The organism is Paraburkholderia sp. MM5496-R1 (assembly GCF_050436205.1).
Lineage (GTDB): Bacteria > Pseudomonadota > Gammaproteobacteria > Burkholderiales > Burkholderiaceae > Paraburkholderia > Paraburkholderia tuberum.
The window spans coordinates 1,027,633-1,040,697 of sequence record NZ_JBNDLT010000002.1; the positions used below are offsets into that span (position 1 = coordinate 1,027,633).

General features: G+C 63.9%; 9 protein-coding genes. 5 read left to right on the forward strand and 4 right to left on the reverse strand.

The features are described 5' to 3' along the window. The first annotated feature begins 12 nt into the window (after nt 1-12). From OKW38_RS11700 to OKW38_RS11720, 5 genes are all read left to right on the forward strand, one after another. Nucleotides 13-972, forward strand: coding sequence for an SOS response-associated peptidase family protein (locus tag OKW38_RS11700; RefSeq protein WP_429336270.1), 960 nt, complete (start codon nt 13-15; stop codon nt 970-972). A 232-nt stretch (nt 973-1,204) separates the two neighbouring features. Then, nucleotides 1,205-3,601: a phosphoketolase family protein gene (locus OKW38_RS11705; RefSeq protein WP_429361572.1), complete on the forward strand. Its 2,397-nt coding sequence runs from the start codon at nt 1,205-1,207 to the stop codon at nt 3,599-3,601. Between the two features lie 33 nt (nt 3,602-3,634). Continuing rightward, nucleotides 3,635-6,130 carry a glycogen/starch/alpha-glucan phosphorylase gene (locus tag OKW38_RS11710; RefSeq protein ID WP_429361574.1) on the forward strand — a complete coding sequence of 832 codons (2,496 nt, stop codon included), beginning with the start codon at nt 3,635-3,637 and terminating at the stop codon, nt 6,128-6,130. Then, on the forward strand, nt 6,120-8,216 hold the full coding sequence (gene glgX, locus OKW38_RS11715) for a glycogen debranching protein GlgX (RefSeq protein WP_429361576.1): 2,097 nt from the start codon (nt 6,120-6,122) through the stop codon (nt 8,214-8,216). Before OKW38_RS11710 ends, glgX begins: the two co-directional genes overlap by 11 nt. Nucleotides 8,217-8,332: 116 nt before the next feature. Next, a complete protein-coding gene (locus OKW38_RS11720) occupies nt 8,333-8,800 on the forward strand; it encodes a protein kinase (protein ID WP_429361578.1) in 468 nt (155 codons plus the stop codon). Nucleotides 8,801-8,923: 123 nt separating this feature from the next. Here OKW38_RS11720 and OKW38_RS11725 read toward each other — a convergent pair whose 3' ends face one another. Genes OKW38_RS11725 through OKW38_RS11740 form a run of 4 tightly spaced genes read right to left on the reverse strand, consistent with a single transcriptional unit; the run spans nt 8,924 to nt 13,052 of the window. Next, complete coding sequence (locus OKW38_RS11725) at nt 8,924-9,304, reverse strand: potassium channel family protein (RefSeq protein ID WP_090804188.1); 381 nt, start codon at nt 9,302-9,304, stop codon at nt 8,924-8,926. A 52-nt stretch (nt 9,305-9,356) separates the two neighbouring features. Next, nucleotides 9,357-10,370, reverse strand: a complete 1,014-nt coding sequence (locus OKW38_RS11730; protein ID WP_429361580.1) for a DUF2955 domain-containing protein — start codon at nt 10,368-10,370, stop codon at nt 9,357-9,359. Nucleotides 10,371-10,377: 7 nt separating this feature from the next. Further along, nucleotides 10,378-11,514, reverse strand: coding sequence for an HlyD family secretion protein (locus OKW38_RS11735; RefSeq protein WP_429361582.1), 1,137 nt, complete (start codon nt 11,512-11,514; stop codon nt 10,378-10,380). Further along, nucleotides 11,511-13,052 carry a TolC family protein gene (locus OKW38_RS11740; RefSeq protein WP_429336633.1) on the reverse strand — a complete coding sequence of 514 codons (1,542 nt, stop codon included), beginning with the start codon at nt 13,050-13,052 and terminating at the stop codon, nt 11,511-11,513. The genes OKW38_RS11735 and OKW38_RS11740 overlap by 4 nt, the downstream gene beginning before the upstream one ends. Nucleotides 13,053-13,065 lie beyond the last annotated feature (13 nt).

Sequence of the window (13,065 nt, forward strand, 5' to 3'; positions counted from 1 at the left end):
ACGGAGGCATCCATGTGCTATTCGGCTCAGATTCTGGCGGACTACCGGCGCTACGTCCGCATGTTCGGCGCGCACATGAGCATCGAGGAATTCGCGCGTCTTTTCTTCGAACGCGCAGAGGACGGTCAGGCCAGGATTCCCAAAGCGATGGAAGACGCCTTCTCGGAACCGCAGTCCGACGCGCAACGGGAAGTCTGGGCGCTGATCGAGCGCTTCCGATCGCAGCAGACCGTGAAGCTCGAACAGGAACTGTTCAAACAGCGCACCCGCTTCGCCGATGCCGAGCGCTCTTTGCAGACCAAAGTCACCAGGGCGGCGACCGAGAGCAAACGGATCGCCAAAGACAAGATCGACCGCACGCTCGAGCGACTCGACGACCTCGGCCGAACCGCTCCCAAAGCAAGCGACTCGCGCATCTTTCCCGGCTACTACGCGCCGGTGATGGTGATGGAGAACGGCCAGCGCGTCGTCAAACCGATGCGCTATCAGTGCCGCCTGGCCGGCAAGCCCGCATCGTACGACACGCGCTATCCCGGCACGTACAACGCTCGTCGGGACAGTCTCGAAAGTTTCTGGAAAGCGCTATTCGGCTATTCGCATGGACTCGTGCTGGCCAGTTCTTTCTATGAGAACGTCTCGCGTGCGCGAATGGAAGGCCGCGAACCGGCGCCCGGCGAGAAAGATGAAAATGTCCGGCTCGAGTTCCGGCCCAATCCGCCTCACGACATGCTGGTCGCATGCTTATGGTCCCGCTGGAGCGGCAAAGGCGAGCCCGATCTATTGTCCTTCGCGGCCATCACCGATGATCCGCCACCCGAGGTGGCCGCTGCCGGCCATGATCGCTGCATCATTCCGATCAAGCCTGAGCATATCGACGCGTGGTTGAATCCCGATCCGCGCGATCTGGCAGCGTTGTACGCGATTCTCGATGATCGGGACCGGCCGTTCTACGAACATCGGATCGCGGCCTGAATACAAAACGCGGTTTCGCAGGCCGCGCGAGACGGTGTCGGATCATCCTTGCAATCTTCGCGCAGTAACATATTCTGCGTTATGGATGTTCATCGGCTGGCGAAGAATACCCGGTTGTAGAGGTCCGCCAACAGGCGCGATTCGGACCCCATCAATCATCGAAGCGCCTGCGCAGCGCACCCGACGCGATCCACACCCTCGGGTTGCGGCTGCAAGCACAGGAGACGTCGGTATGGGCAAACATCCCGCGGCGGACGCTTCGCGGCAGACCGCGCTCGGCAGCGACGAACTTCAGCTGATCGATGCGTGGTGGCGCGCATGCAATTATCTTTCGGTCGGCATGATCTATCTGCTGGACAACCCGCTGCTGCGGGAGCCGCTGAAAGTCGAACACGTCAAGTATCGCCTGCTCGGACACTGGGGCGCGAGCCCGGCGTTATCGTTCGTCTGGGCGCATCTGAACCGCGTGATCAAACGCGACGATCTCGACGTCGTCTTCATGGCCGGTCCCGGACACGGCGCACCGGGCGTGCTCGGCCCCACCTATCTGGAAGGCACCTACTCGGAGATCTATCCGGACAAGAGTGCGGATGCCGAGGGCATGCAGAAGTTCTTCAAGCAATTCTCGTTTCCCGGCCATATCGGTTCGCATGTGACGCCGGAGACGCCCGGGTCCATCCATGAGGGCGGCGAGCTTGGCTACAGCCTGTCGCATGCGTATGGCGCCGTGCTCGACAACCCGGACCTCATCGTGGCCTGCGTGGTCGGCGATGGAGAAGCGGAGACCGGGCCGCTCGCCACCGCGTGGCATTCGAATAAATTCATCAACCCGGCCCGCGACGGCACCGTGCTGCCGATCCTGAATCTGAACGGCTACAAGATCGCCAATCCGACCATCCTGTCGCGCATCAGCAGCAGAGAACTGGAAGCGCTCTTTGTCGGCTACGGCTACACCCCGCATTTCGTCGAAGGATCGGATCACGCGGAAATGCATCGGAAGATGGCGCACACGCTCGATACCGTGCTCGGCGAAATTCGCGCAATCCATGAGCAGGCACGCGCGAACGGCAATCTCGAGCGGCCGCTCTGGCCGATGATCGTGCTGCGCACGCCCAAGGGCTGGAGCGGACCGAAGCAGATCAACGGGCACAAGGTCGAAGGCTCGTGGCGCTCGCATCAGGTGCCTTTTTCCGATGTGCGCAACAACTCCGCGAATCTCGAAGTGCTCGAAGAATGGATGCGCAGCTACCGGCCCGCCGAACTTTTCGATGCCGAGGGCCGGCTGATCCCCGAACTCAAGGCGCTGTCGCCCCAAGGCCCGCGGCGCATGAGCGCCAATCCGCACGCGAACGGCGGCGTGCTGCGCCGCGAACTGAAGCTGCCCGACATCCGCGCGTACGCGGTGGATGTGCAGCACGCGGGCAAGGTGCTGCAGGAGAACACGCGGCCACTCGGCGAATTTCTGCGCGACACGATGCGCGCGAACATGAACACCTTCCGCGTGTTCGGCCCGGACGAAACGGCCTCGAACCGTCTGCAGTCGATCTACGAGGTCAGCAAGAAGGTGTGGATGGCCGAGATGCTCCCCGAGGACGAGGACGGCGGCGAACTGGCGCGCGACGGCCGCGTGATGGAGATGCTGTCCGAACACACGCTGATGGGATGGCTCGAAGGCTATCTGCTGACGGGCCGCCACGGCTTCTTCCATACCTATGAAGCGTTTGCGCACGTGGTGGATTCGATGTTCAACCAGCACGCGAAGTGGCTCGACATCAGCCGCAATCACGTGCCATGGCGCGCGTGGGTGTCGGCGGAAAACATTCTGCTGTCGTCGACCGTGTGGCGGCAGGATCACAACGGCTTTTCGCATCAGGACCCCGGCTTCATCGATCTCGTCACCAACAAGAGCCCCTCGGTCACGCGCGTCTATCTTCCGCCCGACGCGAACACGCTGCTAGTGGTCGTCGACCACTGTCTGCGCACCACCGACTGCATCAACGTGATCGTCGCCGACAAGCAGAAACACCTGCAATTCACCACCATCGACGAAGCCGTCGTGCACTGCGCCAAAGGCATCGGCGTGTGGCGGCGCGCGAGCAACGACGAGGACGCCGAACCGGACGTGGTGATGGCCTCGTGCGGCGACGTCGCCACCCAGGAAGCGCTGGCGGCGACGGCGATCCTGCGCGAACGTCTGCCCGAACTGAAGCTGCGTTTCGTCAACGTGGTCGACCTGTTCAGGATGCAGCCGGCGAGCGAGCACCCGCACGGCTCGACCGAACGCGAATTCGACAGCCTGTTTACGACCAATAAGCCGGTGATCTTCAATTTCCACGGTTACCCGTGGCTGATCCACAAGCTCGCCTATCGCTTTCGCAATCACGAGAATCTGCACGTGCGGGGCTACAAGGAGAAAGGCAACATCAACACGCCGCTCGAACTGGCGATTCTCAATCAGGTGGACCGCTTCAATCTGGTGATCGACGTGCTCGACCGCGTGCCGCGCTTGCAGGGCAGATCCGCGCATCTCAGGGAAGACATGAGGAACGCGATCGTCAGCAACCTGAACTATGCGCATACGCATGGCACGGACCGCGCCGAGATCGTCGACTGGGTCTGGCCCTTCTGAACGTCACGCGCAGCATGCACCGAGGAAAGCATCATGGCCGACGCTCCCACCACGACCTCGCAGCAAAGCGCGGATGCAGCGCGCACCGGCCTGAGCGCCGCCGCGCTCCAACGCGGCGTGCTCGACAATCTGCTGTGCCTGCGGGGACGCTATCCGGCGATCGCTTCCCCGCATGACTGGTACATGGCGCTCGCGTATAGCGTGCGCGACCGGCTGCTGGCCCGCTGGGCAACCTCCGTACAGACCTACGCCGGAAGCGATGTGCGGGTCGCCTGCTACCTGTCCGCCGAGTTCCTGATCGGCCCGCAACTCGGCAACAACCTCGTCAATCTCGGCATCGAGGCCAACGCACGCGAAGCGCTGCGCGCGCTCGGCGTCGACCTCGATATGCTGCTCGAACTCGAGGAAGAGCCGGGGCTCGGCAATGGCGGACTTGGCCGCCTCGCGGCCTGCTATCTGGATTCGCTCGCAACTTTGGAAATACCGGCCGTCGGCTATGGCATCCGCTACGAGTTCGGCATCTTCGACCAGCAGATTCGCGACGGCTGGCAGGTCGAAACCACCGACAAGTGGCTGCAAAAGGGCCATCCATGGGAGATCGTGCGCCCGGAGGTTGCGTACTACGTGGGGTTCGGCGGCAGCACCCACGACGAAACCGATGCACGCGGGCACCTGTGCGTGCGCTGGATACCCACACGGCAGGTCAAGGGCGTGGCTTGCGACACGCCGATGCCCGGCTATCACGTCAACACGTGCAACACCTTGCGGCTGTGGAAGAGCGAGGCGGTCGAGTCGTTCGACCTGCAGGACTTCAACGCCGGCGACTATTACGAGGCCGTCAACGAAAAGGTCATCTCCGAGACGCTGTCGAAGGTGCTGTATCCGAACGACGAGCCCGAGATCGGCAAGCGCCTGCGTCTCGCGCAGCAATACTTCTTCGTGTCGTGCTCGCTGCAGGACATGCTGCGCCTGCTCGAAATCAGGGGCGAACCGGTCGGACACTTCGCGCAGTTGTTCAACGTGCAGTTGAACGACACGCACCCGTCGATCGCCGTCGCCGAGCTGATGCGTCTGCTGGTGGACGACAGGCAGGTGCCGTGGGACGAGGCCTGGGACATCACGCGGCGCGCGCTCGCGTACACCAATCACACCCTGCTGCCCGAAGCGCTCGAAACCTGGGGGCTGCCGCTGATGCGCAACCTGCTGCCGCGCCTGCTCGAAATCATCTACGAGATCAACCGCCGCTTCCTCGACGAGGTCCGGCAGCGCTATCCAGGCGACGACGCGCGCATCGCACGCATGTCGCTGATCGACGAGCGCGGTGACAAGCTCGTGCGCATGGCGCATCTGGCGACGGTCGGCAGCCACGCGATCAACGGCGTCGCCGAACTGCATTCCGGGCTGCTCAAGCAGACCGTGCTGCGGGACTTCGCCGAATTGTGGCCCGAGCGCTTTCACAACGTCACGAACGGCGTCACGCCGCGCCGTTTCATGCTGCTTTGCAATCCGGCGCTCGCGCGGCTGCTCGACGAGACCATCGGCGCTGGCTGGGTCACTGATCTCGCGCGACTGCGCAAGCTCGAAGCCTATGCCGATGACGCCACGTTTCAGCAGCATTGGCGTAGCGTGAAGCAGGCGAACAAGGCCGTGCTCGCCGAGCATATCCGGAGCGTCACGGGCATCGGCGTCGACACTGCCGCGCTGTTCGACGTGCAGGTCAAGCGCATCCACGAATACAAGCGGCAACATCTGAACGCGCTGCTGATCGTCACGCTGTACCGGCGCCTGCTGCGTGATCCGCAGCTCGCGCTGACACCGCGCTGTTTCGTGTTCGGCGGCAAGGCGGCGCCCGGCTACGCAACGGCCAAGCTGATCATCCGTTTGATCAACGGCATCGCCGAAGTCGTGAATAACGACCCGGTGGTGAACGGGCGGCTGAAAGTCGTGTTCTATCCGGACTTCAATGTGAAGAACGCGCACTTCATCTACCCTGCCGCCGACCTGTCCGAGCAGATTTCGACGGCCGGCAAGGAAGCATCGGGCACCGGCAACATGAAGTTCATGATGAACGGCGCGTTGACGATCGGCACGCTCGACGGCGCCAACGTCGAAATCCGCGAAGAGGTCGGCGACGAAAACTTCTTCCTGTTCGGCCTGACCGCCGACGAAGTGGAACGTGTGAAGCGCGCGGGTTATCGCCCCGCGGACTATGTGAAGGACGACGCGGAACTGAGCGAAGTGCTGCAACTGATCGCCGACGGTCATTTCTCGCGAGGAGACCGCGAGATGTTCCGCCCGCTGATCGACAATCTGACGCACGCGGACCCGTTTCTCGTGCTCGCTGACTATACCGCCTACGTGGCGCGTCAGGACGACGTGAGCGCCGCCTGGCAGGACACGCGGCGCTGGACCCGGATGTCGATCCTGAACACCGCGCGCTCGGGCAAGTTCTCTTCCGACCGCGCCATCGGCGAATACTGCGACAAGATCTGGAAGATCCGCCCGATGAGGATCACCCTTGATCAATGACCCTGAAACGGGATCGGTGCGTGCTCATGCGGTTCGCTCCGGGTCGCGGTTTCCCGTGGGCGCGTCGGCGGTGCCCGGCGGCATCAATTTCTGCATCTTCTGCCGTCACGCGACGCGCGTCGAGCTGTTGCTGTACGACGCGGCTGACAGCCCCGAGCCGTTCCAGATCATCACGCTCGCCGCCGCTTGCAACCGCACCTTCTACTACTGGCACGTGATGGTCGAAGCGCTGCCGTTCGGCACCTACTACACGTGGCGGGCGGACGGTCCGCGCGATACGCGCTCTAGCGGCCACGCGTTCGACCCCGACAGCGAACTCCTCGACCCGTATGCCCGCGCGGTCAGCGACGTGCTGTGGACGCGGCCTGCGGTCGACCAGCCGAATCCCGACGGGCACAAAACCCACCGCGCGATCGTGACGGAACCCCTGCCCTCGTCCCCTGGGCGTATCTCGCGCGGACTCGACGACGCGATCATCTACGAGCTGCATGTCGGCGGCTTTACACGTGATCCGTCGAGCGGCGTGCAGCATCCCGGTACCTTCGCCGGCCTGATCGAAAAGATTCCGTACCTGACGCAGCTTGGCGTGACCCACGTCGAGTTGCTGCCGGTGATGGCCTTCGACGAACAGGACGTTCCGCCCGCCACGGCGGCCCTCGGCCTGAGCAACTACTGGGGTTACAGCACGCATAGCTATTACAGCCCGCATCCTCGCTACTGCCGCGATCCCGCGCGCGCGCCCCAGGAGTTTCGCGCGCTGACCGACGCCATGCACGCCGCGGGCATCGCCGTGCTGCTCGACGTCGTGTTCAACCATACGGCCGAAGCGGGCGAGACGGGCCCCGTCATCAACTTCAAGGGCCTCGTCAACGATATCTTCTACCACCTCGACGCGGTCGACCGGCGCCGCTACCGGGACTACACCGGCTGCGGCAACACGATCAATTGCAACCATCCGCTGGTGACGACGTTCATCGTGCGCTGCCTCGAATACTGGGTGGAAGAACTCGGCGTCGACGGCTTCCGGTTCGATCTGGCGAGTGTCTTCGCGCGCGATCAGCGCGGCGAGCTGATGGTCGATCCACCGCTGCCCTGGGCGATCGAGTCTTCGCGTGTGCTGTCGCGCGTGCCATTGATCGCGGAGGCGTGGGACGCCGCCGGGATGTATCAGGTCGGCGCCTTTCCCGGCATGGCATGGGCCGAGTGGAACGGCCGCTATCGGGACGTGATTCGCCGTTTCGTGCGCGGCGACCCGGGGCTCATCGGGGCGGTCGCGACCTGCATCGCGGGCAGCTCGGACCTCTATGCGGACGACGGCAGGCTGCCCAACAACAGCGTCAACTTCGTGACGTGCCACGACGGCTTCACGCTGATCGATCTCGTCAGCTACGAATGGAAGCACAACGAAGCCAACGGAGACGAGAATCGCGACGGCAGCTCCGACAACCTGTCGTGGAACTGTGGCGCCGAGGGCGAGACCGGCGACGCCCAGATTCTCGGTCTGCGACACCGCCAGGCGCGCAACGCGATGGCCATCCTGTTCCTGAGTCTGGGTGTGCCAATGACGCTCGCCGGCGACGAGGTGCTGCGCAGCCAGCGCGGCAACAACAACGCCTATTGTCAGGACAACACCCTCAGCTGGTTCGACTGGACACCCACTGAAGCCGGCTCGGCCATGTTGCGCTTCGTGCGCGAGCTGATCGTGATGCGCAAGCGCCACGCAAGTTTGCGGCGGCGCTATTTCCTGACCGGCCGGCCCTCGCCGGGGCAGACTCGGCCGGATGCGGCGTGGCACGGCGAGCGCCTGAACGAGCCGGGCTGGCACGATCCAGCCGCGCGGCTTCTCGCCGTCACGCTGGGCGGCGAAGCGCCTGGCGAGACCGCACTGCACGTGGTGTTCAACATGGACGATTGCGCCCGCACGGTCCAGTTGCCGGCGCCCGACGGGCGGCACTGGCGGCGTATCGTCGATACCGCGCGCGACAGTCCGCATGACATCGTGCAAGCGGCGCAACAGGGCGCTATCGAAAGCGATCAGTCGCGCGTGGAGGCGCGCAGTGTCGTGGTTCTGGAAGAAGCGAGCTGAACCGACGCAAATAACCCGGGTTCTTGTCCTCTAACGTCGATGCTGTGGCGGATATGCCGTGTGCAATTTCGATTTACTGGCGGAACAATCCACCGGCAACGATCGCGGAGGGCATCATGAGAATCAGCGTAGACGGGCCGTCCGTCGTCTTTGCGATGGTTGCGGTCGTGGCCCATGGCAGCGCATTCGCGAGGTCCGAAGCCTGCCATCCCACCTCCGAAAAGCAGATTTCCGCACTGTTCGATCGCTGGAACGACTCGCTGAAAACCGGCGACCCGCGGAAGGTCGTGGCGAACTACGCGCCGAACTCGATCCTGCTGCCGACCGTCTCGAACAAGCCGCGTTTGACCGCCGACGAAAAGCTCGACTATTTCAAACACTTCCTCGAAAACAAACCGGTCGGCACGATCGACTTCCGCGACATCATGATCGAATGCAACACGGCGATCGACTCGGGGCTCTACACCTTCAAGTTCGCGGACGGCTCGGTCGTCAAGGCGCGCTATACGTTCACCTACGCGTGGAATGGGCACAAGTGGCTGATTACCAGCCATCATTCGTCGAAAATGCCGGAAGGCAATTAGCCGATGTCGTTTAGAAAAAGTCAGGCTGGGACTTGAACCTCATTCACGAATGACCTGAATACGTCCAGCCTTGACTGCCGCTTTCAATACCGTCCGGTCCGTCTCATTCTGTTGCGCGCCTCGCTATCCCGTCCTTTCCGCCCGATGCGCGGCCTCCTGCACACCTCGTACAGCCGCGGCCACGATCAAGCCGGTGAATACCACGCCGATCAGCCCGAGGCATGCGGCGTCGATCCGGCCGAACGCCGAAGTGGGCACGACATCGCCGTACCCGATGGTGAGCGCCGTGATCGCGCAGAAGTACACGGTTTCACCCAGCGGCGACGGTGTCCGGTTCGCTGTCTCGACGGGCGCGCCCCAGTAGTCCATGCCAAACGTCAGCAGGACGAACAGTAGAAGCAGACCGATCAGAATCGCTCTCAGATACCACAGGGTTATCGCCATTTCCTTCAGGATCTCGCCGGCCCGAGGACGGACCGCGCCATCGCCTGTCGCATTTCCCATCGCACGCTCCTGTTGCGATCACCGGCTCGGCTTTGCAGCATGCCGCACCGCCTCACTCCGCACGGCGGTGCTGCTCGAAAAGCAGAAGCATCAAATACGCATAGGCCGTTACGGCCAGAAAGAGCCCCATTCGCACGGCAAACGCGGTGTAGACATCCTTGCCCGCCACGCTGTCCTGCACCGATTGCCCGAGCAGAATGATCATCGTCACGAGACTGTTCAGCCAGAAGCCCGGCGAACAACGCGTGGGTTGCAGGCCGTACAGCTTGCGTCCCACCAGCAGGCCGAACAACAGCATCCACAGAAAGAACATCCACAAATGCACGAACAGCCTCAGCGCAAACCAGAACGCGATGGCGAGCAGACCGCCGAGCAGCGTCGAGCCGATCAGATCGCGTGCGGCGCCGCGGGCCGAGGTCGTGCAGGTTTGTCTGCCGAGGCTAACGGACTTCATGATGATCGGCATGTAGTTCGCCGGGTCGGTCATCGCGAGCAGATAGGCCGGCATGACGACGAGCGCGGCACGCAGCGCGATATAGGCCGCCTCGTCTTCCGCCATCGCTGCCGCAGCGGGCTGTTCTCGCGCGCCCATGCTTTCAGGAAACAAGCTGTGCGCCAGCGTCGAGGCCAGCACGGCAAGCAGAAGTCCCTTCGCCAGCGCGCCGACGACCGTCAGGGCCAGTTCGAAGTCGGCCGTGCCCGCGGCGGAAATCATCGTCAGTCCCGCGACCAGAAAAGTCGCGACGAGATTGTTGCCGCCACGCAGCCCGTAACGAAACGCGAAGAACAGCATGAGGCCGACGATCATGATGCCGGCCAACGCATAGTGACGAAGCAACGGAACGAGGAGCAGGCCGCTGCCGGTGGTCGACGCCACCACCAGCGAAAGAATCACGCCGGCCTTCAACGATAGCGGGCGATTCTGCGTGGCCAGCAGAAAAACCGTGAATACCGGCGCGACGACGGGTATCGGGAAATCGAGTCCAAAGCTGACGGCAAGAGCGATCGCCGTTCCGATGGCCACACGTATCGCGCGATAACCGAGGCGCTGGGTCACGGGCTGCATGGGCTTCTCAATAGACGTAGGAGAGCCAGCTCATCAGCCGGATGAACGCGTGTCCCAGCGGGTTGAGCGGATTGCCCTGGGTCGGAAACGCCATCACTTCGGCCTGCCCGCCCACCCGCAGATCGCGCAGACGCGCGCGCTCGCTGTCGTCGAATTCGACGATTACCGGGAAACGCTGCGCGGGACGCAGCCAGTCGCGGCTATTCTGCACGGTGGGCAGGCTGCCCGCCGGCGTGCTCTGCCCCACACTCACGCCATAGCCGATACTGCGAACCCGCCCGCCGAACACTTCGCCGGGCAGCACGTCCAAGGCGATCTCGACGCGCGTGCCGGGTTTGAGATGGCCCAGATTGTTCTCCGTCATGTCGGCGCTGATCCACACGTCGCGGATCGCGATCAGCGTCATGACCGGATTGCCCGCCGCGGCGAACTGACCGACTTCCGTGCGCAGATCGGTCACGACGCCGCTCGAGCGGGCTTTGATCCGCGCGTTGGCGAGATCGAGTTCGGCCTTCTCCAGCGCGCCAGCGGCGCTGCGCAACTGCGCATTCTCCGCCTCGCTTCCGCCCTGCTGCTCCCGCGCCCGCTCGACTTCGGCACGGGCCCCGTCGACCTGGCTTAGCGCCTGTTCATGCGTCGCCCGCGCGACCTCGAGGCGTCGCAGGGAGACGGTGCCCTCGTCTTCACGATAGAGTCGCTCGAGACGGTCGCTGTCCTGGCGCGCCTTGACCTCGTTCGCGATGGCGGCCCGCAACGCCGCGACTGCCGACTCGATGCCGGCCGTGCTGGCACCGAGCTGCCGGCGCGTGGACTCCAGATCGGCGCGCGCGCGGTCAGCGGCAATGCGGTAGGGCTCGCTATCGACTTCGAACAGCACGTCCCCCGCGTTGACATCCTGGTTGTTATGGACGAACACCCGCGTCACGCGTCCCGACACCTCGGCGGCGACGGGCACGACATAGGCCTGAATCCGCGCCTGCTGCGTATACGGCGTGAAACGGTCGGCGAGCAGATACCAGATCAGGCTCAGCGCGATCAGACAGACGACCCATTTGACCGCCCTGCCCGAAGGGTCGGCGGCAGGCGTCGACGACTTCGGCGGGGCGGCGGTTCGAGGCTCGCGGGTATCCTGGGTATCGCTCATCGTGACGCCCCTTCGGCTTGCCCCGGCGTACCGGAAGACGGCGCCGTTTGGTCGAGCAGGTCGCCCCAATCGGTGCGTTGCCGCATCTGCGCGCGCGTCGCCGCGTCGACGAGCGGCTGTTCGGTTTCCCAGCCGCCTCCGAGCGCCTTGTAAAGCGCGATCACACTGCCGAGCGCATTGCTGCGATTGACCACGTACGCGTCCTGCTGCGCGAACAGCGCGCGCTGCGCATCGAGGACCCGCTGGAAGTCCGAATACCCTTCCCGATAGATCGTATTGGCGAGCGTCAGCGAGCGCCGCGCCGCGCCCTGCGCGTCATTCAGAATGGTGTCGCGCTGCAAGGCGGCGAGCAGCGCCGTCGCGGCATCGTCGGCCTCGCGCGCCGCCTCCCGCACCGTGTTCTGATAAGCGAGCGTCAACTCTTGCAGCCGCGCGTCCTGGACGCGCACGTTGTTCGTGATCCTGCCGTAATCGAACACGTTCCACGTCACGCTCGGGCCCGCGGCAAAGAGCAGTGTGCTCGGTGCGCCCGCGAGCGAACTGGCGGTCCACGTCAGCGTGCCGAGCAACGATACCGACGGGTACAGATCCGCTTTTGCCACGCCGATGAGCGCCGACTGCGAAGCCATCTGATACTCGGCCGCGCGAACGTCAGGGCGGCGCAACAGCAGATCGGCCGGTACGTCCTGCAGCACCGCATGATCCACCAGCGGCACCACGCCTTCCTTGCCCGACTGCACGTCGAGTTCCGGCAGCGGACCCGGCGCTCGCCCGATCAGCACCGACAGCGCATGACGCGCAAGCACGATCTGGCTTTCGAGATCGGGGATGCTGCTCAGCGTCCCAAGGTACTGCGTCTTCGCCTGCTGGAAGTCGAGTTCGTCGGATTCGCCAGCCTTGAAGAGCTTTTGAGCGATGTCGTAGCTGCGTTTTTGCAACTGGGCGTTCTCGCGAGCGATACGTAGCCGCGCCTGCGCGACCCGCAGCGTGAAATACGTATCCGCGACCTGCGCGTGCAACAGAACCAGCGCATCGTCGCGGTTGGCTTGCGCGGCGAAGAACCCGGCGTCGGCCGATTCGATCGCGCGGCTGAAACGCCCCCAGAAATCGAGTTCCCAGCCGATGCTGAAGCCCGCGCCGTACTGCACGAAGGCGCCCGAGCGCGGATTGAAACCATCCGAGCGCTTGCGCGCCGAAGCCAGTACATCGGCGCTCGCCTGCTGCACCTGCGGATAGCGTCCCGCGAGCGCGATGCCGAGCTGTGCGCGCGCCTCGAGCACGCGCAGTCCGGCGATTTTCAGGTCGCCGTTGTTCGCGTCGGCTTCGGCGATCAGACGTTCGAGATTCCTATCGTCGAAGATCAGCCACCACTGGCGCACATCGGGCTGTGCACCCGGTTGCGTGACCCGCGTGATCGATTCGCTACTCCAGTGCTCGCTCCACGCTTCATGCTGCGGCTTGAAGTCCGGGCCCACCCGCATGCATCCGCTCAGGCCAACCGCCGCCCCGAACAGCACTGCGATCCCGTACGGACGCATCAACGGTGACACG